Annotated in this window: 19 protein-coding genes and 1 pseudogene; 7 read left to right on the forward strand and 13 right to left on the reverse strand. The window is 69.8% G+C overall.

Features of this window, described 5'->3' with window-relative positions:
- The first annotated feature begins 90 nt into the window (after nucleotides 1–90).
- The gene (locus tag ACQKIP_RS08430; RefSeq protein ID WP_365859748.1) at nucleotides 91–1098 is read left to right on the forward strand and encodes an arabinan endo-1,5-alpha-L-arabinosidase; all 1008 of its coding nucleotides are present in this window, start codon (nucleotides 91–93) and stop codon (nucleotides 1096–1098) included.
- Between the two features lie 16 nt (nucleotides 1099–1114).
- Here ACQKIP_RS08430 and ACQKIP_RS08435 read toward each other — a convergent pair whose 3' ends face one another.
- The 6 genes from ACQKIP_RS08435 to ACQKIP_RS08460 form a co-directional block, all read right to left on the reverse strand.
- Nucleotides 1115–2629, reverse strand: coding sequence for an alpha-N-arabinofuranosidase (locus ACQKIP_RS08435; RefSeq protein ID WP_365859749.1), 1515 nt, complete (start codon nucleotides 2627–2629; stop codon nucleotides 1115–1117).
- Nucleotides 2630–2738: 109 nt separating this feature from the next.
- Nucleotides 2739–3773, reverse strand: a complete 1035-nt coding sequence (locus ACQKIP_RS08440; RefSeq protein ID WP_365859750.1) for an amidohydrolase family protein — start codon at nucleotides 3771–3773, stop codon at nucleotides 2739–2741.
- Between the two features lie 3 nt (nucleotides 3774–3776).
- Complete coding sequence (locus ACQKIP_RS08445) at nucleotides 3777–4526, reverse strand: ABC transporter permease (protein ID WP_365859751.1); 750 nt, start codon at nucleotides 4524–4526, stop codon at nucleotides 3777–3779.
- On the reverse strand, nucleotides 4523–5323 hold the full coding sequence (locus tag ACQKIP_RS08450) for an ABC transporter ATP-binding protein (protein WP_427742591.1): 801 nt from the start codon (nucleotides 5321–5323) through the stop codon (nucleotides 4523–4525). Before ACQKIP_RS08450 ends, ACQKIP_RS08445 begins: the two co-directional genes overlap by 4 nt.
- Nucleotides 5320–6138: an ABC transporter permease gene (locus ACQKIP_RS08455; RefSeq protein ID WP_365859753.1), complete on the reverse strand. Its 819-nt coding sequence runs from the start codon at nucleotides 6136–6138 to the stop codon at nucleotides 5320–5322. Before ACQKIP_RS08455 ends, ACQKIP_RS08450 begins: the two co-directional genes overlap by 4 nt.
- Nucleotides 6135–7124 carry an ABC transporter substrate-binding protein gene (locus tag ACQKIP_RS08460; protein WP_365859754.1) on the reverse strand — a complete coding sequence of 330 codons (990 nt, stop codon included), beginning with the start codon at nucleotides 7122–7124 and terminating at the stop codon, nucleotides 6135–6137. The genes ACQKIP_RS08455 and ACQKIP_RS08460 overlap by 4 nt, the downstream gene beginning before the upstream one ends.
- Before the next feature lie 238 nt (nucleotides 7125–7362).
- Between ACQKIP_RS08460 and ACQKIP_RS08465 the strand changes: the two genes are divergently transcribed.
- The gene (locus ACQKIP_RS08465; protein WP_365859755.1) at nucleotides 7363–8394 is read left to right on the forward strand and encodes a LacI family DNA-binding transcriptional regulator; all 1032 of its coding nucleotides are present in this window, start codon (nucleotides 7363–7365) and stop codon (nucleotides 8392–8394) included.
- Between the two features lie 7 nt (nucleotides 8395–8401).
- Here the strand turns inward: ACQKIP_RS08465 and ACQKIP_RS08470 are convergent, their stop codons facing one another.
- Genes ACQKIP_RS08470 through ACQKIP_RS08480 form a run of 3 tightly spaced genes read right to left on the reverse strand, consistent with a single transcriptional unit; the run spans nucleotide 8402 to nucleotide 11561 of the window.
- Entirely contained in the window at nucleotides 8402–9265 is an 864-nt protein-coding gene (locus ACQKIP_RS08470; protein WP_365859756.1) for a carbohydrate ABC transporter permease, read from the reverse strand.
- On the reverse strand, nucleotides 9262–10209 hold the full coding sequence (locus ACQKIP_RS08475) for a carbohydrate ABC transporter permease (protein ID WP_365859757.1): 948 nt from the start codon (nucleotides 10207–10209) through the stop codon (nucleotides 9262–9264). The genes ACQKIP_RS08470 and ACQKIP_RS08475 overlap by 4 nt, the downstream gene beginning before the upstream one ends.
- Nucleotides 10206–11561, reverse strand: a complete 1356-nt coding sequence (locus ACQKIP_RS08480) for an extracellular solute-binding protein (RefSeq protein ID WP_365859758.1) — start codon at nucleotides 11559–11561, stop codon at nucleotides 10206–10208. The genes ACQKIP_RS08475 and ACQKIP_RS08480 overlap by 4 nt, the downstream gene beginning before the upstream one ends.
- Nucleotides 11562–11848: 287 nt before the next feature.
- Here ACQKIP_RS08480 and ACQKIP_RS08485 point away from each other — a divergent pair, with 287 nt between their 5' ends.
- Complete coding sequence (locus tag ACQKIP_RS08485) at nucleotides 11849–14335, forward strand: alpha-L-arabinofuranosidase C-terminal domain-containing protein (RefSeq protein ID WP_365859759.1); 2487 nt, start codon at nucleotides 11849–11851, stop codon at nucleotides 14333–14335.
- 94 nt (nucleotides 14336–14429) lie between these two features.
- Nucleotides 14430–14927, forward strand: coding sequence for a peptidylprolyl isomerase (locus ACQKIP_RS08490; RefSeq protein WP_365859760.1), 498 nt, complete (start codon nucleotides 14430–14432; stop codon nucleotides 14925–14927).
- 92 nt (nucleotides 14928–15019) lie between these two features.
- On the opposite strand, the gene ACQKIP_RS08495 is transcribed toward ACQKIP_RS08490, so the two are convergent.
- The gene (locus ACQKIP_RS08495; protein ID WP_365859761.1) at nucleotides 15020–15628 is read right to left on the reverse strand and encodes a TetR/AcrR family transcriptional regulator; all 609 of its coding nucleotides are present in this window, start codon (nucleotides 15626–15628) and stop codon (nucleotides 15020–15022) included.
- Nucleotides 15629–15724: 96 nt separating this feature from the next.
- Between ACQKIP_RS08495 and ACQKIP_RS08500 the strand changes: the two genes are divergently transcribed.
- On the forward strand, nucleotides 15725–16474 hold the full coding sequence (locus ACQKIP_RS08500) for an SDR family NAD(P)-dependent oxidoreductase (protein WP_365859762.1): 750 nt from the start codon (nucleotides 15725–15727) through the stop codon (nucleotides 16472–16474).
- A 46-nt stretch (nucleotides 16475–16520) separates the two neighbouring features.
- On the opposite strand, the gene ACQKIP_RS08505 is transcribed toward ACQKIP_RS08500, so the two are convergent.
- The gene (locus ACQKIP_RS08505) at nucleotides 16521–17174 is read right to left on the reverse strand and encodes a ThuA domain-containing protein (protein WP_365859763.1); all 654 of its coding nucleotides are present in this window, start codon (nucleotides 17172–17174) and stop codon (nucleotides 16521–16523) included.
- Between the two features lie 177 nt (nucleotides 17175–17351).
- Between ACQKIP_RS08505 and ACQKIP_RS08510 the strand changes: the two genes are divergently transcribed.
- The gene (locus tag ACQKIP_RS08510; protein ID WP_427742585.1) at nucleotides 17352–19289 is read left to right on the forward strand and encodes a glycoside hydrolase family 127 protein; all 1938 of its coding nucleotides are present in this window, start codon (nucleotides 17352–17354) and stop codon (nucleotides 19287–19289) included.
- Between the two features lie 118 nt (nucleotides 19290–19407).
- Nucleotides 19408–20604: a pyridoxal phosphate-dependent aminotransferase gene (locus tag ACQKIP_RS08515; protein ID WP_365859765.1), complete on the forward strand. Its 1197-nt coding sequence runs from the start codon at nucleotides 19408–19410 to the stop codon at nucleotides 20602–20604.
- Between the two features lie 13 nt (nucleotides 20605–20617).
- Here ACQKIP_RS08515 and ACQKIP_RS08520 read toward each other — a convergent pair whose 3' ends face one another.
- Nucleotides 20618–22192: a glycosyl hydrolase 53 family protein gene (locus tag ACQKIP_RS08520; RefSeq protein WP_427742588.1), complete on the reverse strand. Its 1575-nt coding sequence runs from the start codon at nucleotides 22190–22192 to the stop codon at nucleotides 20618–20620.
- Nucleotides 22193–22341: 149 nt separating this feature from the next.
- A pseudogene (locus ACQKIP_RS08525) lies at nucleotides 22342–22920 on the reverse strand (beta-galactosidase trimerization domain-containing protein); the annotation flags it as partial.
- Nucleotides 22921–22972 lie beyond the last annotated feature (52 nt).

Here is a 22972-nt window from a genome sequence, read left to right on the forward strand (position 1 = left end):
AGTTCCCCGCACCCCGTCGGGGGCCCGGTGCTCACGCTCCGGGCCCCTGTGCACCCCCGTGGTTGAGCCCCCGCTCCCCAGGAGACCGAAATGAGCCGCACCCCCAGCCGCACCCCCAGCCGCACCTCCGCCATTTTCCGGCGCAGAGGCCTCGTCGCGCTGCCCGCCGCCGCCCTGCTCGCCCTCATACCGAGCAGCGCCACCGCCTACCCCAACCCCGGCAAGGTCACCGGGGACATCGTCGTGCACGACCCGACCCTGGTCCGCACCGCGTCGGGCAAGTACCTGCTCTACTCGACCGGCGACGGCCTGCAACTGCGCACCTCCACCGACCGGATCGCCTTCGGCCGCAACGGCTCCGCCTTCCCCGCCCGGCCGAGCTGGTGGAACAACTACAACTCCACCGGGGACGTCTGGGCCCCCGACATCTCGTACCACGGCGGCAAGTACCTGATGTACTACTCCGTCTCGTCGTTCGGCTCGAACAAGTCGGCCATCGGCCTGGCGGGTTCCGCCACCGGTGAGCCGGGCTCCTGGACCGACTACGGCGCCGTGTACACCTCGACCACCTCCAGCGACTACAACGCCATCGACCCGAACCTCTTCGTGGACGACGACGGCAAGTGGTGGCTGTCCTTCGGCTCCTGGTGGACCGGGATCAAGATGATCCGCATCGACCCCTCCACGGGCAAGCAGTACGCGGGCGACACGACCCGGCGTTCGCTCGCCTCGCGCCCCACCGGCACCAAGGCCGTCGAAGCGCCCTACATCGTCAAGCGGAACGGCTACTACTACCTCTTCGCCTCGTACGACACGTGCTGCGCGGGCACCAGCTCCACGTACAAGATCAAGGTGGGCCGCTCGTCCAGCGTCACCGGGCCGTACGCCGACAAGAACGGCGTCGGCATGACGAACAACGGCGGGACCCCGGTCCAGGAGAGCCACGGCCGCTACATCGGCCCCGGCGGGCAGTCGGTCATGAAGGACACCGACGGCGACCTGCTCGTCTACCACTACTACGACGGCCAGGACAACGGCACCCCGAAGCTCGGCGTCAACCTCCTCGACTGGAGCTCCGGATGGCCCGTCGCCCACTGACCGGGGCGGCAGGGACTCAGCCCAGCCGGATCACGTTCCACGACAGCGGCTCCAGGACGGCGTTCAGCGTGCCGTCCTGGAGGGCTGTGCCGCTCACGGCGTGCGGGATGACGCGCTCCGGCTCCGCGAGGGTGTTGCTGGCGTCCGGGTCCTCGTCGGACAGCGCGCTGTGCTCGATGACTTCACTCAACTCCATTTCCTGGAGAGCGACTTCGAGCGACAGCTCCTCGCTCTGGCTGCGGTTGACGGCGAAGACGGTGACGGTGCCGTCATCCGCGCGGACGGCGGTCGCGTACAGCAGGGGCACCTCGCCGAACTTGTGCGTCTCGTGCGCGGGCGAGTCCACGCGTACGTCGAGGACCTGGCCGCGGCCGTACCGCGAGGCCTGCGCGAAGGGGAAGAACGAGGTCTGGCGCCAGGCGGGGCCGCCCGGCTCGGTCAGGATCGGCGCGATGACGTTGACCAGCTGGGCCAGGCACGCGACGGCCACCCGGTCGGCGTGCCGCAGCAGGGCGATCAGGAGCGAGCCGACGACGACCGCGTCGGTGACGGTGTAGTTGTCCTCCAGGAGGCGGGGTGCCTCGGGCCAGTCGCGCAGGCTCTCCTCGACCTCGGGGTGCGGCCGGGACTGGTACCAGACGTTCCACTCGTCGAACGAGAGGTTGATCTTCTTCTTGGACTTCAGGCGGGCGCCCACGTGGTCGCAGGTGGCGACGACGTTCTCGATGAAGGACTCCATGTCGACGGCGGAGGCCAGGAAGGAGTCCCGGTCGCCGTCGGTCTCCTCGTAGTAGGCGTGCAGGGAGATGTGGTCGACGAGGTCGTAGGTCTCGGCCAGGACCGTGGCCTCCCACGCGGCGAAGGTCTCCATGGCCTGGCCCGAGCTGCCGCAGGCCACCAGCTCGACGTCCGGGTCGATCTGGCGCATCGCGCGGGCGGTCTCGGCCGCGAGGCGCCCGTACTCCTCGGCGGTCTTGTGGCCGGTCTGCCACGGCCCGTCCATCTCGTTGCCCAGGCACCACAGGCGGATGCCGAAGGGGTTCTTGTCGCCGTGCGCCGCACGCAGGTCCGACCACGCGGTGCCGGAGGGGTGGTTGGCGTACTCCTGGAGATCCAGGGCCTCCTGGACGCCGCGCGTGCCGAGGTTCACCGCCATCATCGGCTCGGCCTGCGGGCCGATCTTGCGCAGGAAGGCGATGTACTCGGAGAGCCCGAACCTGTTGGTCTCCGTGGAGTGCCAGGCCGGGTCCAGGCGTCGCGGCCGCTCGTCGGCGGGCCCGACGGAGTCCTCCCACTTGTACCCCGAGACGAAGTTGCCTCCGGGGTAGCGCACGGCCGTCACGCCGAGTTCGCGGATGAGCCCGAGCACGTCGGTGCGCAGCCCCGCCTCGTCGGCCGAGGGGTGGCCCGGTTCGTAGATGCCGGTGTAGACGCACCGTCCGAGGTGCTCGACGAAGGACCCGAAGAGCCGGGGGTCCACGTCGCCGACGGCGAAGGCGGGGTCGAGCGTGAAGCGGGCGGAGCGAGTCATGGTCCCCTCAATATCGTTCGAAATATCAGACGTTGAACGAATTCCCGGACAGACGGTAGGACGGGTGCCGCCGCGGGTCAATGGGTTCGACCGGCCCGCGGTGACGGTGTCACGCCCTGCCGTCCGGCAGTCGCATCAGGCGCCGGACGTTGCGGTGGTAGATCTGCTCGCGTGCCGCGTCCGTCAGGTCGAGGGCGTCGATGACGCGGATCGTCTCGCGGATGTAGAGGGGACCTCCTTCCGGATCGAAGGGGCAGTCGGTGCCGAACAGGACGTGGTCGGCGCCGAAGAAGTCCAGGCCGCAGCGAGTTCCGATGGCGGAGCCCGACAGGGCCGTGTCGGCGTAGAACCGGCGGAAGTACTCCAGCGGGCGCCGCGGCAGGCGGTCGCGGCGCAGCCGTTCGTACTCCTCGCCGGACGTGCGGCTGCCGAGCTGGTCGCTCCAGCCGAGACCGATCCGGCCTTCCAGGCAGGGGATCATCGCTCCGAGGTGATGGGTGATGATCTTGATGTCCGGGTGCTGTTCGAAAAGCCCGGAGAAGACGAGCCGGGCCATGGCGGCACTGGTCTCGTAGGGCCAGCCGAGCGCCCACCAGATCTCGTACTTCGAGGTGTCCTCGGCGGCGTAGTCCGCGAAGGAGGCGCCGCGGGCCGGGTGCATCCAGACCGGCAGGTCCCGCGCGGCCATCTCGGCGAACACCTCGCGGAAGGCGGGATCGTCCAGCGGCCTGCCGTTGACGTTGGTGAACACCTGCACGCCGCGTGCGCCCAACTCATCGATGGCGAAGGCCAGTTCGCCGAGCGCTGCGTCCGGATGATTCATCGGCAGGGCGGCCACGAACGCCGGGAAGCGCTCGGGGTGGCGCTCGCACAGCTCGTGCATCGATGTATTGGCGAGCCGCGCGAGCGCCGGGGACGCCGACGGCCCCGCGAGCAGTTCGACCGGCGGCGACGACAGCGTGAGCACCTGCTGATAGCCGTCGCCGAACTCGTCCATGATCCGCAGCCGCGCGTCGAGATCGTGCAGCGCGGGCAGTTCCAGCCAGCGCTTCAGGGTGTCCGTGCCGACGGCCAGGTCGCGCAGGCGCGCGAAGTACGGCGCGGGCAGGATGTGGCTGTACGCATCCACTTTGCTCATGGTCATGGGTCATCCCCTCGACGTCTGCGGAACCCAGCGGGTGAGCCTGCGATCGACGGCCTGGACAAGGGCGGTGGCCGCGAGGGCGACCGCGATCACGATCAGGACGACGGCGAGGACTCCGGCGCTGTCGAAGCGCCCGCCCGCCTCGGTGACCATGTGCCCCAGGCCGACGACCGCGATGAACATCTCGCCGTTGATCATTCCGGTGACGGCCCGGCCGACGCCGAGCCGCACCCCGGCCATGATCATGGGGGCGGCGGCCGGCAGCACGACACGCACCAGCACCTGCCCTTCGCCCGCGCCGTACGAGCGGGCCATCTCCACCAGGTGTGCGGGGGCGGACCGCACCGCCGACGCGGTGTTCACGATGATGACGAACATCGCGTACATGACCACCACCGCGACGATGGAGGCGCGCCCCGCGCCGAGCAGGGCGAAGAAGATCGGTGCGAAAACCAGCGACGGAGCGGTGAGCAGCGCGTACACATACACGCCGAGCGCGGCCTCGATCTTGCGCGAGCGGCCCATGGCCAGACCGATGCCGACTCCCGCGACCAGCGAGATCGCGAACCCCAGGGCCAGGTTGACCAGGCTGTCGCGCAGACTCTCGTGGACCGTTCCGTCTGCCGCCAGGTCGCGCAGGCGCACGAGGACCGTGCTCAGCGGCGGGAAGAAGGACGCGTCCGCCAGGCGCGCGGTGAGCTCCCAGGCGGCGGCACCGGCAGCGAGGCTGATCGCCGCGGCGGGCGCCTTCACCGGGCCGCCTTCGACGGGGACGGGCGGCGTTCCGTGTGCATCTCGCGCAGCCGGTCCCAGAGGTACGCGGTGATCTCGGCATACCTGCCCGAACGCTCCAGGGAGCCGACACCGGCGGAACGCGGCCGGGGCAGGTCCACGGGCACGATGTCCGCGATCCGGCCGGGGCGTGCGCTCATCAGGACGACCCGGTCCCCCAGGAGCACGGCCTCCGCCATGCTGTGGGTGATGAACACGACGGTCATCCGGTGTTCCTCCCAGATCGACAGGAGCTCCTCCTGGAGCAGGCGCCGGGTCTGCTCGTCCACCGCGCCGAACGGCTCGTCCATCAGCAGGACCCGGGGCTCCACGGCCAGGGCCCGTGCGATGCCGACGCGTTGCTGCATGCCGCCGGACAGCTCGCCGGGCAGTTTGCTCTCGAAGCCCGCCAGGCCCACCGTGCCGATCAGCGAGCGGGCGCGTTCCTCGCGTTCGGCCCGCCCCACGCCGCGCATCCGCAGCCCGAAGGAGACGTTGTCCAGGACGTTCGCCCAGGGCAGCAGCGCGAAGTTCTGGAAGACCACGCTGCGGTCGGGGCCCGGTCCGCGTACCGGTACGCCGTCGACGAGGATGTCACCGGTCTCCCAGGGGGTCAGTCCGGCGATGGCCTTCAGCAGGGTGGTCTTCCCGCAGCCGCTGGGGCCGAGCACGGTCAGGAACTCGTTCGCGCCCACCTCCAGATCGACGCCCCGCAGCGCCTGGACGGTGCTGCCGTCCTGCCCGGTGAAACTCTTGCCCAGTCCGCGGATCGTGATCACCACGCGCCTCCAGCCGTCTGTGTCCGTGCCCATCGGGTCAGCTCGCGTTCGGCCCGTCGCGCGAGGGAGATCAGGAGCAGCGCCTCCGCGAGGATGATCACGACGGTGCCGTAGAGCTGCGGCGCCTTGAGCAGGCCGCGGTACCTCAGGATCAGCCCGCCCAGGCCGTCGGAGACCATGAGGAGTTCGACGATGACCATGCCGGTGACCGCGCGGCCGATGCCGAGCCGGGCGCCGGTCATGATCGCGGGGAGGGCGCCGGGCAGCAGGATCCGGGTCCAGATCTGCGGTTCCCGGGCGCCGAAGGAGCGGGCCATCTCGATGAGCGAGGGGTCCGCCTGCCGTACCCCGGCCCGGCAGTTGACGATCACCATCACCACCGAGAAGACGGTGACGAGCAGGACTCGCGACATCAGGCCCACGCCCACCGACATCACCAGGAGCGGAATGATCGCGGCCATCGGTGTGACGAGGAGGATGTTGAGGTAGACGTCCGTGTACCGCTCCAGGAGCCGGAACCGGCCGAGGGCGATGCCTGCGGGGACGCCGACGAGGAGAGCCAGGCCGAAGCCGAGGACGAGCGCCTGGTTGCTGGCGTACAGGGCGCGCCACAGCTCCGCGTCGGCAAGGAGCCCGGCCGTGGCCCGGACCGTCTCGGCGAAGCCCGGCAGGAGCAGACCGCCGCGCTCGCGCGCGTAGAGCTCCCAGGCCGCGGCGAAGACCACGAACGTGAGGAGCTGGTAATGCCAGTTGACGCCGGGGAACCGCCGGCCCGCCGTCACGGCCTTCATGAAGCGCCCTTGACGGTCCGTCATGACGCCTCCCGGATGAAGCTGAGGTCGGCCGCGTCCTTCGCGGTCATCCCCCGTTCGATCACGCCGGCGCGGGCGAAGAAGTCGATGGTTCCCTGGACGTTGCGCGGCGTCAGGGCCGCAGCGTCGAAGAGCTTCGCGTCGCGGTAGCGCCGGGCGGTCGCGGCCACGTGCTCCTGGTCCTCCTCCGGCAGGTACTTCTTGACCAGGTCCACCAGATGCCGCGGATCGGCGTTGATCCTGGCGTGCTCCCGCACCAGGGCGGTGACGAACTCCTGCGCCGCCCCGCGGTGTTGATCCAGGAAGGCGGCGTTCGCGTACACGGTCTGCGGATGCAGGTCCGGCAGGCTCTCCGAGAAGTCGACGACCTTGGTGAGCCCCGGGGTACCCGACGCCTCCAGGGCGACGGCGTCGGAGATCTCCAGCGGCGTCGCGTCGATCTCCCCCGAGGCGAGAGCCTGCGCGCGCACGTCCGAGCCGCCGATCGTCAGGTAGTCCGGCCGCTCGCCGGCACCGCACTCGGCGTCCACCCAGTCCTTGGCGATGGCCGTCGCCACCGCGCCCTCGCTGAAGATGCCGAACGGGCGTCCGCTCAGGTCGGCGCAGGACGAGACGGCCGACCTGCCGTACAGCGCCCACTGGTTGCCGACGACATCGGCGATGATCTTGATGGGTGCGTGCTGTTCGACCGCGCTCAGCGCGGGGCCCGTCGCCTCGGCCGAGATCGCGTAGTCGCCCTTGGCGAGACCCTCGACGGCCAGTTCGGGTTCGGCGAGTTCCACGACGTCGACGTCGTGGCCCCGGTCGCGGAGGGTGTCGACGGCCGCCAGGAGCGGCACGGTCGTGAGGTCCGGTTCGATGACCGCCACGGTGAACGAGAGCGTTCCGTCACCACGGGTGTGGGTGCCTGTGCTGCCGCAGGCGGTCGCGGTGGCGACGCACAGGAGCGCGACGGCGGCGAGCCGATTCGCGCGGATCAGGGCATGCATGTTCTCCCCCTTCGGTTCCTCCACTTGCTTCGGTCGACTGCTCGTACTCATGCACTCTCGGACGTTCTCCAAGGTCATCACCTAGGAAAACGTCTTCCTTTCCTGACGGTAGCGGTGACTTCCGGGGAACCGTCAAGGGGTTAACTCAGGCCAGGAGGAAGCGAGTTGCCCGCCGCCATTGCGAACAGGGCGCTCCGCGTGCCATGTTGAGGCAAACGTTTCCCACAGGGGGTGGTCAGTGAGTTCGCTGGTGGATGTCGCGCGGGCGGCGGGCGTGGCCGTGGCCACCGCGTCGCGGGTGCTCAGCGGGTCCGACCATCCTGTGTCGGCGAAGACACGCGCCAAGGTCATCGCGGCCGCCGAGAGGCTGGACTACTCGCCGAGTGCTCTGGCGCGGGCCATGGTCTCGCCCAACAGCCGTCTCGTGGGCGTTCTGGTGAGCGACATCGTCAACCCGTACTTCTCCGTCATCGCCCGTGGGGTGGACGACGTGACGACGCGGGCCGGCTTCGTGACCATGCTGTCCAACGTGGACCGGAGCACCGCCACGGAGATCGAGCGGTTGCAGGCGATGCGCGACTACCGCGCCGCGGGAGTGATCTTCGCGGGCAGCGGCTACGTCGAGGACCCGCGCCACGCGGATCTGGTCAGGGCCGTCCGCCAGGCACGGGAGCAGGGTATCCGGGCCGTCTCACTGGCCGACCGCGACCTCGGCTGCCCGACGATCACCGTGGACAACCACGCCGCCGCCCATCTGGCCACGGACCATCTGGTCGGGCTCGGCCACCGCCGGATCGCGTTCATAGAGGGGCCGCCGGGGATGACCGTCACCCGACAGCGCCGGGACGGGTTCCTCGCCCGCATGCGGGACGCCGGCCTCGGCGGGAGCGCGCCCTGTGTGCCGGGCGGATTCGACTACGAGGCCGGGCACGCGGCGGCCCTGCGGCTCGTCGCACGCAGGCCGCTGCCCGATGCCGTGCTCGCCGCCAACGACGAGGTCGCGGTCGGCGCGCTCGGCGCCCTGCGGCAGGCGGGCGTCGACGTGCCCGGCGAGATCTCCGTGGCCGGGATCAACGACCACCCGGTCGCCAAGTCCCTCGGCCTGACCACCGTGAGCCTCCCGCTGTACGAGATGGGCTCGATGGCCGCCCGCCACCTCATCGGATCCGCGCCGGGCGACGGCTCCGGGACCGGCGGCGGGGCGGCCACCGTACTCAGTCACCGGCTCGTGACCCGCGAGACCACCGCCCCGCCCTCACCGGCACGGTAATAGGGGCCTATTGCCCGGCAAGGCCCGTGTGGGCGACGCCGCTGATGATCTGGCGCTGGAAGAAGACGAACACGACGACCAGGGGCAGGCCCGCCATCAGGCCGCCCGCCATGAGCTGTGCCCACTGGATGCCGTAGGAGTTCATGACGGTCGCGATGCCGTTCGGCATGGTCATCAGGTCCGGGTTGTTGGTCACCATGTAGGGCCACAGGAAGTTGTTCCAGGACGCGATGAACGTGAAGATCCCGACGGCCGAGAGCGAGGGCCTGGACAGCGGAAGGACGATGGTGAAGAAGAGCCGCCAGCGTCCGGCGCCGTCGATGCGGGCGGCCTCCTCCAGCTCGTGCGGGATCGACTGGAAGAACTTGTAGAGGATGTAGACCATCGCGGCGGGCGCGCACTGCGGCAGGATCATGCCCCAGTAGGTGTCGACCATCCCCATGGACTGGACGGTCGTGAAGAGCGGCACGCCCAGCACGGCGGGCGACACCATCAGGCCCGCCATCACCAGGCCGAGCAGGGCGTTCTTGCCCCGGAACTCGGTGCGCGCGAAACCGTAGCCCGCGAGGGCGCTGACGAACACCACGATGAAGGTGACGCAGACCGAGACGACGAACGAGTTCACGAACCAGTTGGTGATGTTGCCGGTCTCGAAGAGCGCCTTCCACGCCTGGCCGGTCCACTCCTCGGGCACCCAGTGGGTGGGCACCTCGACGGCCTCGGTCTCGGACTTGAGGGACGTGAACACGGCCCACAGAAGCGGCGTCATCCAGAGCGCGGAGACGACGGCGCCGAGGGTCGTGAGCACGATCTGGCTCGGGGTCCACTTCTTCTTATGTACGGGGATCTTGCCCGGGGCCGTAACACTCATCGCACGCCCTCCTCACGCTTGCGCAGGAGCCACATCCGGCCGAGGGCGACGGCCGCGATGAGCACGAAGAAAATGATGGAGATCGCGGAGGCGTAGCCCACGCGGTAGGCGGTGAAGCCCTCTTCGAGGGTGTACTGGACGAAGGTCCGGGTGCTCTCCTCGGGGCCGGGACCGAAGTCCTGCATCACCACGGCCTGGTCGAAGACCTGGAGCGAGGCGAGGATCTGCAGGGTGATCACAAGGCCGGTGATGTTGCGCAGCATCGGCAGGGTGATGTGCACGAGGCGGTGCCAGGCATTGGCGCCGTCGAGCGCGGCGGCCTCGTACAGGTGCTGCGGGATGTTCTGCAGCGCCGCCAGGAAGAGCAGGAAGCTGAAGCCGACCGTCCACCACAGGGTGGTGATCACGACGGCGAGCATGGCGGTGGACTTCTGGGTCAGCCAGGGCGTGTCGAGGCCGAAGACATGGTTGATCATCCCGGTGGCCGGATTGAACAGCCACTGCCACAGGTTGCCCGCGACCGTCGACGGCAGCAGGAAGGGCGCGAAGAAGCAGAGCCGCCAGAGCCACTTGGCGCGCTCGATGTGGTGGGCGAGGATCGCGAGGAGGAACGCGAGGACGACGATGCAGGGCACCACCAGCAGGGTGAAGTAGGCGCTGTGGCCCAGGGCGTCCCACATGAGCGGGTTGTCGAAGGCCTCGCGGTAGTTGTCCAGGCCCACGAAGCGTTCGCCGGTGCCGGAGATGTTGGCGTCGGTGAAGCTCAGCCACAGGCCGCGGCCGATCGGCAGCAGCACGAACAGCGCGAACAGGACGAGGAACGGGGCGACGAACCATCCGCCGTGCTGGAGGCGGCGGGTCAGCCGCGTCCGCGGCGAGTCGGCGTCCGTGACCGGAGCGGGCCGTACGGCGGCCGGTGCGACCGCGGTGTCGAGGGTGCTCACGCGGCGGACCCTCCCTCGGTGGCGGATCTGCCTTCCATCGGGTTCTTCATGGCGACCAGCTTTTCGAGTACGTCCTTCATGCGGCGGGCCGTGGCATCGGGCTTGGCGGAGCCGACGTTGGAGGAGGTGATGACGGGGCCGATGCGCTGGGCCAGGAGTCCGGTGGATCCGGCGAACCAGGCGGGCGGCTCGACGGCCATGTGGTCCATCGCCGAGACGTACTGCGACTGCGGCTCGAGTGCCAGGTACTTCTTGTCGTCGAGGGTCGGCAGGTAGGCGGGGATGTGGCCGCCGCGCGCCCAGGCGGTGGCGTTCTTGATGACGTAGGCGGCCAGTTGGTGCGCGCCCTCGTTGGTGGCGCCGCCGCGCTGCGACTGGTGCGGCAGGACGAAGCAGTGCGACTCGGTGTGGGTGGCGGGCTTGCCGAAGACGGGCGGCAGCGGGGTCGCGCCGTACTTGAGCTTGGCCCCGCTGAAGACCGGCACCGACCAGTTGCCCTCCCAGGTGAAGGCGGAGCCGTTGACGAAGGCCTCGGCGTCGGCGATGCCGATCGCGGTGGAGTAGCCGTCGGTCAGATGCCGGCGCAGGAACTCAAGGACCTCGGTGGCCTTGTCGGTGTCGAAGGTGACGTCCTTGCCGTCGGCGCTGAGGCAGGTGCCGCCGAGCTGGGTGTAGAACGACAGGAAGAACCACCAGGAGAAGTTCGGTTCGTCGGCCTTGATGCCGATGGTGTGGGCGGCTCCCGACTTGACCGCCTTCTTGGCGGCCTTGAGCGCCTTGAACCAGTCCTCGGTCGAGGTGACCTGCGCCAGATCGCCGTCCGCGCCGAGCAGTCCCGCCTGCTCGCACACGTCCCTGCGGTAGAAGCAGAGCTGGGCGTGGATGTCGAGGGGGACGCCGTACAGCTTGCCGTCGACCACGGCGCGCTTCCACAGCACCGGGTCGAAGTCGGCCTCGCGCACGCCGTACCGGGCGAGCAGCCGCACGTCCCAAGGGTCGAGCAGCCGGCCGGGCGCGAAGCCGGGGATGCGGCCCATGTGCATCACCGCGAGGTCGGGGGCGCGGTTCCCGGCCGCCGCCATGGCGAGCTTGGTGTAGTACGGGTTGCCCCACTGGAGGGTCGAGTCCTTGACGTCGACGCGGGGGTTCGCGGCGCGGAAGGCGTCCAGCATGGCGATCATGTTGGCGCCGTCGCCGCCGGAGAACAGATTCCAGTAGCGGACCCGTACGTCCGCGTCCGACGCGATCGCCGAAGCGCTGCGATTGGCGGCGGCGAGTCCGAAGCTGCCCGCGACGGCGAGTGCTCCGACGGAGCCGAGCACACCTCGTCGGCTCGGGAGGGGTGGTGACATTGCGGCTCACTTCTGTTCGATATTTCGAATGCTGCTCGCAACTTCGAACGGACCGTAAGGTCGAACACGGGACGCGTCAACGGTTCGGACAGAGTCGGCGGTGAAGTCCCCGGAATTTCACGGCAGTTGTTCGAGATCACGAACCCCGGGCCCCGCATCGGCCACTTCCTGCGCAATACGTTGACGCGCCGCTCCCGGCTACCTAAGTTGCCGTTCGACCCACGGATCAGCGTTCGAAATACCGACAGTCGAGATACCGCACAGAACTCACGAGGACTGGGGTACGCATGGCACGCAGACGATGGAGAATCGGGCTCACCCTGGGCGCCCTGCTCGCCGGAACGCTCGCCGCGGGACCCACCGCCGCGGCCGAACCCACCGACTACACCCTCGACATCGACGCGACCCGCACCGGCGCGAAGATCGACGACTCGATGTACGGCGTCTTCTACGAGGACATCAACCGCGCGGCGGACGGCGGCCTCTACGCCGAGCTCGTCCAGAACCGTTCGTTCGAGTACAGCAGCGCGGACAACGCCGCCTACAAGCCGCTGACGTCATGGGACACATCCGGATCTGCCGAGGTGGTGAACGACGACGGCCGTCTCAACACCCGTAACCGCAACTACCTTTCCCTGAGCGCCGGTTCGTCCGTCACCAACTCCGGCTACAACACCGGTCTCGCGGTCACCAAGGGCAAGCGTTACGACTTCTCGGTCTGGGCCCGCACCGGCGGTACGCAGAAGGCGCCGCTGACCATCGGCCTGCGCGACGCCTCGGGCGACCTCGCCCCGGCGCGCCGCGTCACCGCACGCGGAGGCTGGGCGAAGTACGAGGCCGCGTTCACCGCGGCACGCACCTCCGCCACCGGCCGGCTCACGGTCGCATCACGCACCGCCCCCGTCTCGCTCGACGAGATCTCCCTCTTCCCCCGCGACACCTTCAAGGGCCGCGCGAACGGCCTGCGCAAGGACCTCGCCCAGAAGATCGCCGACCTGAACCCCGGCTTCCTGCGCTTCCCCGGCGGCTGCCTGGTCAACACCGGCTCCCACGAGGCGTACGACGAGCAGTCCGGCTGGCAGCGCAAGCGCTCCTACCAGTGGAAGGACACGATCGGGCCCGTCGAGCAGCGCGCCACGAACGCCAACTTCTGGGGCTACAACCAGAGTTACGGACTCGGCTACTACGAGTACTTCCAGTTCGCCGAGGACACCGGCGCCATGCCGCTGCCCGTCGTGCCCGCCCTGGTGACCGGCTGCGGCCAGAACAAGGCCACCGACGACCCGGCGCTGCTCGAGCGGCACATCCAGGACACCCTGGACCTCATCGAGTTCGCCAACGGCCCGGCGACCAGCGAATGGGGCAAGAAGCGCGCCGCGATGGGCCACCCCGAGCCGTTCCGCCTCACCCACCTGGAGGTCGGCAACGAGGAGAACCTCCCCGAGGAGTTCTTCGCCCGCTTCAAGAAGTTCCGCGCGGCCATCGAGGCGAAGCACCCGGAGATCACCGTCATCTCCAACTCCGGTCCCGACGACAGCGGTTCGACCTTCGACAAGGCCTGGCAGCTCAACCGCGACGCGGACGTGGCCATGGTCGACGAGCACTACTACAACAGCCCGCAGTGGTTCCTGGAGAACAACGACCGCTACGACTCCTACGACCGCAAGGGCCCCGAGGTCTTCCTCGGCGAGTACGCGTCGCAGGGCAACAAGTTCTCCAACGCCCTGTCCGAAGCCGCCTTCATGACCGGCCTCGAACGCAACGCGGACGTCGTCAAGCTCGCCTCGTACGCCCCGCTGCTGGCCAACGAGGACTACGTGCAGTGGAAACCGAACATGATCTGGTACGACAACGACCAGTCGTGGGGCTCGGCCAACTACGAGACGCAGAAGCTCTTCATGCGCAACGTCGGCGACGAGGTCGTGCCGTCCACGGCGTCCGGCACCCCCGCCGCCTCCGGCCCCATCACCGGCGCCGTCGGCCTGTCCACCTGGGCGACCAGCGCCGCGTACGACGACGTGCAGGTCACCGGCGAGGACGGCAAGACACTCCTGGCCGACGACTTCTCCGGCGGCGACGGCCGGTGGACCAAGGCGTCGGACAAGGGCACCTGGGCCGTCCAGGACGGCGCGTACGTCCAGTCCGACGAGGCCGCCGAGAACACCCTGGTCACGGCGGGCGACACGGGCTGGCAGAACTACGACCTGAGCGTGAAGGCCACCAAGAAGTCCGGCAAGGAGGGCTTCCTGGTCGCCTTCGGCGTCAAGGACTCCGGCAACCACTACTGGTGGAACCTGGGCGGCTGGAACAACACGCAGTCAGCCGTCGAGAAGTCCGTCGACGGCGCGAAGCAGACCATGGTCCAGGACACGACGGCCATCGAGACGGGCCGCACCTACGACCTGCGCGTGGAGGTGCGCGGCCGCCAGGTGACGCTCTTCCTCGACGGCAAGAAGTGGGGTTCCTTCACGGACGACAAGCCCGCCGAGCCGTTCCGCCAGGTCGTCACCCGGGACAAGGCCACCGGTGACCTGATCGTCAAGGTCGTCAACGCGCAGGGCTCCGATGCGCGCACGAAGATCGGACTCGGCCCCGGCACACGGGTCCGGCGGACCGCGCAGGTGACCACGCTGGCCGCCGACCCGGCCGCGGAGAACACCAAGGACGCGACCCCGGTCAGGCCGGTGACCTCGACGTTCAAGGGCGTGTCCGGCTCCTTCTCGTACACCTTCCCGGCGAACTCGATCACGTTCATGAGGATCAACACCGACTGACCGGATGGCATCATACCTGGTCAGCGGGGATGTGGGCGGCTCATAGGGGGGTTCGGTTGGCGGGTGGAACCGGAGCAATGACAGGATGAGGACCATGACAATCAAGGCTTATTTCGACATCACCATCGACGGCAAGCCCGAAGGCCGCATCACGTTCAACCTCTTCGACGACGTCGTGCCGAAGACCGTGGAGAACTTCCGCGCGCTCGCCACCGGCGAGAAGGGCTTCGGTTACGCGGGCTCGTCGTTCCACCGCGTCATCCCGGAGTTCATGCTCCAGGGCGGCGACTTCACCGCCGGCAACGGCACCGGCGGCAAGAGCATCTACGGCACGAAGTTCCCCGACGAGAACTTCCAGCTCAAGCACACCAAGCCGGGTCTCCTGTCGATGGCCAACGCCGGCCCCGACTCGAACGGCTCGCAGTTCTTCATCACGACGATCGTGACGAGCTGGCTCGACGGCAAGCACGTCGTGTTCGGCGAGGTCGCGGACGAGGAGAGCATGGCCCTCGTCAAGAAGATCGAGAGCTTCGGCTCGCAGTCGGGCGCCACCAAGGCCGAGGTCACCATCTCCGCCTCGGGCACGCTCTAAGCACCCCGACGTGAGCCCCCGCCTCATCGAGGCGGGGGCTCACGCATGTCCGCCGGGCGTCCGCCCGCTCCGGTGCCGGCTTCCGCCGGCCGTCAGGCGGGCGGCCAGTTCCGCAGGGCCATGTCGGCCACCTGCTGGAGATCCTCGCGCGTGGCACCGCTCGCGGCCTGGACGGCGATGCCGTTCGACACGGTCATGAGATAGCGGGCGACGAGTCCGGGGTCGGTGTCCGGGGGCAGGTCGCCTTCGTCGACGGCTCGCCGGAACCGGTCGCGCAGCTGATCGACGCCGTCGTTGCGCCAGGCGGTGAGGGCCTCGCGGGCGTTGCGCCCGGCGTCGCCGGCGGCAAGAGAGCCCTGGACGCCGAGGCATCCCGCGGGACAGTCGGGCCGGGTGGTGACCCGCACGCAGCCGTCGAGGAAAGCGGTGGCCGCCTGCCGGGCGGTCGGTTCGCCCAGGGCCCGGGCCACATAGGAGGCGGGCCCCTCGGTATAGCGCTCGAGCGCCTTGCGGAACAGGGCCTCCTTGTTGCCGAAGGCCGCGTACATGCTGGTGCGGGTGATGCCCATCGCCTTGGTCAGATCGGTGAGGCCGGCGCCTTCGTAGCCCCTCTCCCAGAAGAGCCGCATGGCCCGTTCGAGGGCCTCCTCGGCGTCGAAACCCCTCGGCCGACCGACCGGCGCCTTCTGCTGCGTTCCCATGAACCGCATCCTACTCCTTCTGTACCGACCGGTCCCGAACCATGCTACGGTCTCGTTCCGTACCGATCGATACATATTTCTGTGGAGGTCATTCGCATGGGACAGCTGGAAGGCAAGACCGCGGTCGTGACCGGCGGCGGCACCGGGATCGGCCTGGCGAGCGCCGTACGCCTGGCGGCGGAGGGCGCGCACGTGTTCATCACCGGCCGGCGCAAGACGGAACTGGACGCGGCCGTCGAGACCATCGGCGCGGCGAGCGTCACCGCGGTGGCGGGAGACATCGCGGACCCGGCGGACCTGGACCGGCTGTACGAGGCGGTCCGCGCCCGGGGCCGGGGCCTGGACGTGGTCTTCGCGAACGCGGCGACCGCCTCGCTGGTGCCGCTCGAGCAGATCACCGAGGACGACTTCGACCACATCTTCGGCATCAACGTGCGGGGCACGCTGTTCACCGTCCAGAAATCGCTGCCGCTGCTCAACGACGGCGCCTCGGTGATCCTGAACGCCTCCACGGCCGCCGACAACGGCGCGGAGGCGTTCGGTCTGTACGCGGCGTCCAAGGCCGCCGTCCGGACCTTCGCGCGGTCCTGGGCCAACGAGCTCAAGGACCGTGGTGTCCGGGTCAACGCGATCTCGCCGGGTCCGGTCGACACCCCTGGCATCACGAATCTGTTCGGGGAGGAGAACGCGACCGACGTGCGCGCGAAGCTCGCCACGGACACCGCGCTGGGCCGGATGGGCCGCCCCGAGGAGGTTGCCGCGGTCGTGGCGTTCCTCGCCTCCGACCAGAGCAGCTTCATGCTCGGCGCCAACGTCTATGTCGACGGGGGCGAGAACCAGATCTGACGGCGAGGACGGTAGCCGCTTTCCCGCCTTCCGGGCAGGACGGCGGCTACCGCCCTGTCACATAGCGCAGGGCTCCCCGGAGGTGGGCGCGGAAGTCCGGGTCCGCGTAGGCCTCCTCGGCGTGCCCGAGTGCCGTGTAGAACACCGGGCCCCCGCCGTTCTCGTGGCACCACACCAGGGGGTGGTCGGCGCCCATGCCGCCGCCCTCGTAACTGGCCTCGTCGGCCGACGCCAGGACCCGCACCGCGCCGCGCGGCGAGCTCCCGAAGTCGTACCACTCGTCGGTGAACTCCCAGGTGGCGGCGAGGTGTTCGGTGGCGGGGTGTGCGTGGTCCTCGACGATCAGACGGCCCGGCTGGTGGGCGGGGTGGCGGGCAAAGCGCGCGCCGAGCATTTCGCCGTAGTACGGCCAGTCGTACTCGGTGCAGGCCGCGGCGTGGACGCCCAGGAAGCCGCCGCCCGCCGACCGGTGTGCCCGCAGCGCGGCCCGTCCGGCAGGGGTGAGGACGTCGCCGCTGGTGGAGAGGAAGACGATCGCCGCGTAGCCGGGCAGGTCCCGCTCGAAGGCGGCCGGGTCCTCGGTCGCGTCGGCGGAGCAGCCGTTCTCCCCGGCCAGCTCGCGCAGGGCGGCGACCCCGGCGGGGATCGACGCGTGCCGGTAGGCGGCCGTGCGGCTGTAGATCAGCAGGCGGGGGCTCATGGCCCTGATCGTAGGAGCCGCGGCCGGGGAGCGGCGGTCGTGCGGGAGCCCCGGATGCGGTCGACCCCTCCCCCGCGCCCGGCCGTCCGGGGTAGCGTCGGCGGCAGCAATTCGCCGAACGATGTTCCAGATACCGAACACACATGGCACAACACGGCACGACATGGCACAGAGGGAATGGCACGCATGCCCGATCTCACGCCCCCGCCCATACCCCCGGGACCGATCCGTCTGCGTGCGCACGCGCACACCGCCCTGCGCCCGGCGGCATCGGCACGCATCACCGGCGGCTTCTGGGCCGCCCGGCGGCACATCAACGCCTCGGTCAGCATCCCGCAGGGGCCCGGGCGCCTCGAACAGGCGGGGAATCTGGCCAACCTCCGTGCGGCGGCGGAGGGTTCCGGCACCTTCAGCGGGGATTACCCGTTCCAGGACTCCGACGTCCACAAGTGGCTCGAAGCCGCCTCCTGGCAGCTGGCCGACGATCCCGGCGACGACGGTCCCGCCGCGGAGGTGGAACGGCTCGTGTCGCTCGTCGCCGCGGCCCAGGACCCCGACGGATACCTCCAGACGTACTACCAGGTCGCCCGCCCCGAACGCCGCTGGAGCGAGCTCGACTGGGGCCACGAGCTGTACTGCGCGGGCCATCTGATCCAGGCGGCCGTGGCACACCACCGGACCACAGGACGCCGCGAACTCCTCGACGTGGCGGTCCGGTTCGCCGCATACATCGACTCCGTCTTCGGGCCCGGGAAGAAGCCGGGGAAAGAACCGGGGAAGAAGCCGGAGAAGCAGCACGACGGGATCTGCGGGCATCCGGAGATCGAGACCGCCCTGGTGGAGCTGTACCGCGAGACCGGGGAGCGGCGCTTCCTCGATCTCGCCGGGCACTTCACGGACCGGCGCGGCCACGGACTGCTCGCCGGGAACGCCGACCGCAGCCGCGATCCGGGCCCGGCGTACTGGCAGGACCATCTGCCCGTACGGGAGGCGCCGACGGTCACCGGGCACGCCGTGCGGCAGCTGTACCTCCTGGCCGGGGCCACCGACCTGGCCATGGAGAGCGGCGACGCGTCGCTGCGCGAGGCCCTGGAGCGGCTCTGGCACGCCATGACCGCCGAGAAGACGTATGTCACCGGCGGGGTCGGCGCACGGCACGAGGGCGAGGCGTTCGGGGAGCCCTTCGAGCTGCCGCCCGACCGGGCGTATGCGGAGACCTGCGCGGCCATCGCCTCCGTGCAATGGTCCTGGCGGATGGCGCTGCTCACCGGCGAGACCCGCTACTCCGACCTGGTCGAACGCACCCTCTACAACGGCTTCCTGTCCGGTGTCTCCCTGGACGGCGACCGCTGGCTGTACGTCAACCCGCTCCAGGTGCGCGACGACCACGAGCCGCTTCCCGGCGACGGGACGGCCCGCCGCACGCCGTGGTTCCGCTGCGCCTGCTGCCCGCCGAACGTGATGCGCCTGCTCGCCTCGCTGCCCCACTACGCGGCGAGCGGCGACGGGCAGGGCCTGCAACTGCACCAGTACGCGACGGGGACCTACGCGACGGACGGCGCGGGCGGCGGGGCGGTCACCGTGCAGACGGACTACCCCTGGAAGGGCCGGGTCACGGTCACCGTCGACGCGGCACCGGCGGACCGCGACTGGACCCTCTCGCTGCGCATCCCCTCCTGGTGCGCCGAGTTCACGGTGACCGCGCCGGACCGGCAGGACCGCACCGAGACGGACCCCGGCTGGCTGCGGATCCGCCGCCGCTGGCGCCCCGGCGAGCGCGTCGTCCTCGACCTCGCCCTCGACGTACGGCTCAGGGAGCCGGACCCGCGGGTGGACGCGGTCCGCGGCTGCCTGGCCGTGGAGCGCGGGCCCCTCGTGTACTGCCTGGAGAGCGTCGACCAGGAAGCGGGCCTGCGTCTCGACGACGTGACGCTCGCGCCGACCGCGCGCACCGTCGCCGAGAACCGCCCGGACCTCCTGGGCGGCATCACGGTCGTGACCGCCGTCGGCCGCCTGCGATCGGAGGGACGCGAGACGCAGCTGACGGCGGTGCCGTACTACGCGTGGGCGAACCGGCAGGACGGCGCCATGCGGGTGTGGATTCCGGCGAGCTGACCCGCCCCTCGGACCGCGACCGCCGGCTCAATCTCCTCTCGCGCCCCCCTGGTTGAGCATGCGCGCGCCCGCGTACGTATGTACGGGGGACACCACCTCCCCCATCCGGAGGCCTCCCATGGCAGACGCGGGCAACGTCACCGCTCTCTTCCGCGCGTCCACCGCGCACACCCCTTCGTACTCCGCGCTGAACAGGGCGGCCGCGCACAGCGGACAGCCGCTCGTCGACTTCTGCATCCCGTGCAATCCGTACTTCCCCACGCCCGAGATGTACGAGGAGCTCGGCGGGCGGCTTCGCGACATCCTCACGTACTACCCGAGCGGCGCGGACACCATCACCGCCGAGCTCAGTGCCGTGCTCGGGCTCAATCCGCAGACCGTCGTGATGGGCAACGGATCGACCGAACTCATCACCTGGATCGACCACTTGCTGGTGCGCGACGCGCTCGCCGTGCCCGTGCCCACGTTCGGGCGGTGGACCGATCAGTCGATGGAGACCGGCAAGCGCGTGGACATGTTCCTGCTCCCGGAGTCCGAAGGCTTCGTGCTCGATCCGGGGACCTTCGTCGGCTTCGTACGCTCGCGGGGTTCGCGCACCGCGGTCATCTGCAACCCCAACAACCCGGACGGAGGCATGCTTCCGCGCCGTTCCGTGCTCGCGCTGCTCGACGCGCTCCAGGACCTCGATCTGGTCGTCGTCGACGAGTCGTTCCTGGAGTTCGCCGACGCGGGTCCTGAGTCGAGCGTCGCCGACGAGGCGGTCCTGCGGCCCAATGTCATCGTCCTGCGCAGCCTCGGCAAGAACTTCGGTCTGCACGGCGTGCGCTTCGGCTACCTCGTCGCCAATCCGGGCCTGGCCGGCAGAGTGCGCGCCGCGCTGCCGAAGTGGAACCTCAACTCCTTCGCGGAGACGGTGGTGTTCATGCTGAAGCAGCACCGCCACGCCTATGACCTGAGCCTGCGTCAGGTGCGCCGCGACCGCCAGGAGATGATCTGGCACCTCGGCCGCCTTCCCGGGCTCACCAGCTATCCCTCACAGGGCAACTTCGTGTACGTGCGGCTGCCCGACGGCATCGACGGTGTGGTTCTGCGCGACCGGCTGCTCACCGAACACGGCATCCTGGTCCGCGAATGCGGCAACAAGATCGGCAGCTCCAGCCGCTTCCTGCGCCTGGTGGTCCGCCCGCCGGTCGACGTACAGCACCTGGTGAGCGGACTCGAACAGGCGCTGTACGCGACCGGGGTCGGCGAGCTTGTGCCGGTCGCCTACGGCTCGGGGAATCCCGCGGTGGACCGCCTGGTGATGCGGGCCTGAGCTCTGCCCCGCGTCACCGGTGCGTGAAGCCGCTCATGGCCTCGGTGGGCACACCGTCGTAGTCGAAGAGCGCCTGGTTCTCCCACGCGTTGCCCGTCGAGGGGTCCGTCGGGTCCCAGCCGTTGCCCTCGACGGCCGTCCAGGTGGCGTCCCACCAGAAGACGCCGAGGCCGCGGCGGGCGGGGACCGCCTCGACGACGCTCTGGATGTCGCGGAACCAGGCCGCCTGGCCCGCCTCGGTCGCCGGATAGCCGCCGACGAGTTCCTCCGTCTTGTCGATGACGTCCTCCCAGTCGTCGTCGCTGTCCAGGCGGAAGGGATAGGCCGTCTCGGCCACGTAGAGCGGCTTGGCGTAGCGCGCCGCGAGGTCGTCCATGTTCGCCTGGAGATCGCTGAGCGCTCCGTGCCAGTAGCCGTAGAAGGACAGGCCGATCACGTCGAAGGGCACCTTGCGGGAGACCGCGTTGTCGAACCAGGTGCGGTACAGGGCGTTGTCGCCGCCGTTGGCCAGGTGCAGGGCCACCAGAGTGTTCGACGAGACGGATTTCGCGGCCGTCGCTCCGGCCGTCAGGAGACCGGCGAGCTGCGACCAGTCGGAGGTCGATCCCGCGGGCCAGAGCATGCCTCCGTTCAGCTCGTTGCCGATCTGGACCATGTCGGCGGTGGTGCCCTGTGCCTTGAGGGCGTTCAGGACGTCGTACGTGTGGTCGTGGACGTCGCTCTTCAGCCGGGCGTAGGAGTGTCCCGCCCAGGCCGACGGGATCGTCTGGGCGCCCGGGTCCGTCCAGGTGTCGGAGTAGTGGAAGTCGACGAGGAGCTTCATGCCGTGCGCCTTGATGCGCTTGGCCACGGCCAGGACCTGCGCCTTGTCGCAGTAGCCGTCGGCGGGGTCGACCCACACGCGCAGCCGGGCGTAGTTCATCCCGGCGGACTTGAGCACGGCGATGGCATCCGACCTGGCACCCGACGCGTTGCGGTAGACGCCGCCGAAGTCCTCGCTCTTCTTGAGCGAGGAGATGTCGGCACCCTTGAGCGGCAGGCCGGTCGATCCGGGCGTGAGGGTGATGTCGTCGAAGTTCGCCCAGTTCCCGGCGTGCGCGTCGGAGTACAGGCGGACGGTGCACGCGCCGCCGGTCACCGTGACGGAGGTGACGAGGCGTATCCATGTGCCGTTCGGGGTGGGCGGCAGGTCGGTGCGCTGTTCGGTGGAGCCGCTCTTGAGGGCCAGGTAGGCGGATTTCTGCCCGCCGCTCGAGCGGACCCAGGCGGTGAGGGTGTACGTGCCGTTGGTGAGGCCGGTGAGGTACTGGTACGTCTCGACCCGGTACGCCGACGCCGACCAGTGCGACAGGCGCCCGCCGCCGGTGCGGCCGCCCGCCTCCGCGAAGGAGGCGGCGGAGGTTCCGTAGGTGCTCCAGCCGGTGGTGCCGCTCTCGAATCCGCCGTTGGCGAGGGTGGCGGCGGCGCTCGCGGTGCGGGCGGGCAGGGCCGTGAGCGCGGCGCCGCCGAGTGCGGCCGCCAAGACGGTTCTGCGGGTGACGCGTGAGCCGCGTGTTCCGTGCGGCCCTGGTGTTCCGTTTCCGTGCATCGTCGATGTCCCTTCGACTTCGCGGTACGTGGAGTGGGGGTGATGAGGGGTGATGAGGAGGTGGTGGCGCCGCGCCCGAAGCGATCGGCGCGACGCCACCGGACCGGGTGGGGTCCCCCACGGACCCGCCCGGCCGTCTGAGGGCCGGGTCAGCCGTCGAGGCGTACGACCCGGACCGCGCCCGCGGGCACCGCGAGGCGGCCCGCGGCACGCTCGCCGGTGCCCAGTTCGGTGCCGTGCGCGTCGAGCGGCACCTTGGCGTCGGAATCGGAGTGGTTGATGGCGAAGACATAGGTGCCGGTGTCGCCCGTCCGGGTCACCACCTCGACGTCACGCGGGAGTTCGGGACGTTCGGAGACGCCCGCGTCGGCGCAGGCGGCGGCGAGCAGGGTGTCCAGGTCGCGGGCGCTCAAGCGCGTCGAGACGTACCAGGCGGTGCCGTCGCCGAGCCGGTGCCGGGTGACGGCGGGATGCCCGGCGGCCAGGCCGTCCGCGTAGGTCCAAACGGTCTCGGCGCCGCGGGGCACGACGAACTCCGTCCATACGTCGCCGGTGAGTCCGGCGCCCTCGGGGCCCGTGATGCGCACGCTCTGGCCGTCGAGCAGCGGTGAGAACTCCTCGACGGTCAGACCGAGCACGTCGCGCAGGGCGCCGGGGCAGGGGCCGGGGTGCACGGCGTCGTGCTCGTCGACGATGCCGGAGAAGTAGGAGACGAGGAGGGTGCCGCCCTGCGCCTAGTATTTAAATATGTTGCGCGCGGCGTCGTGAGTGTTGATGTTC

This window comes from Streptomyces sp. NPDC059900, assembly GCF_050270335.1.
Lineage (GTDB): Bacteria > Actinomycetota > Actinomycetes > Streptomycetales > Streptomycetaceae > Streptomyces.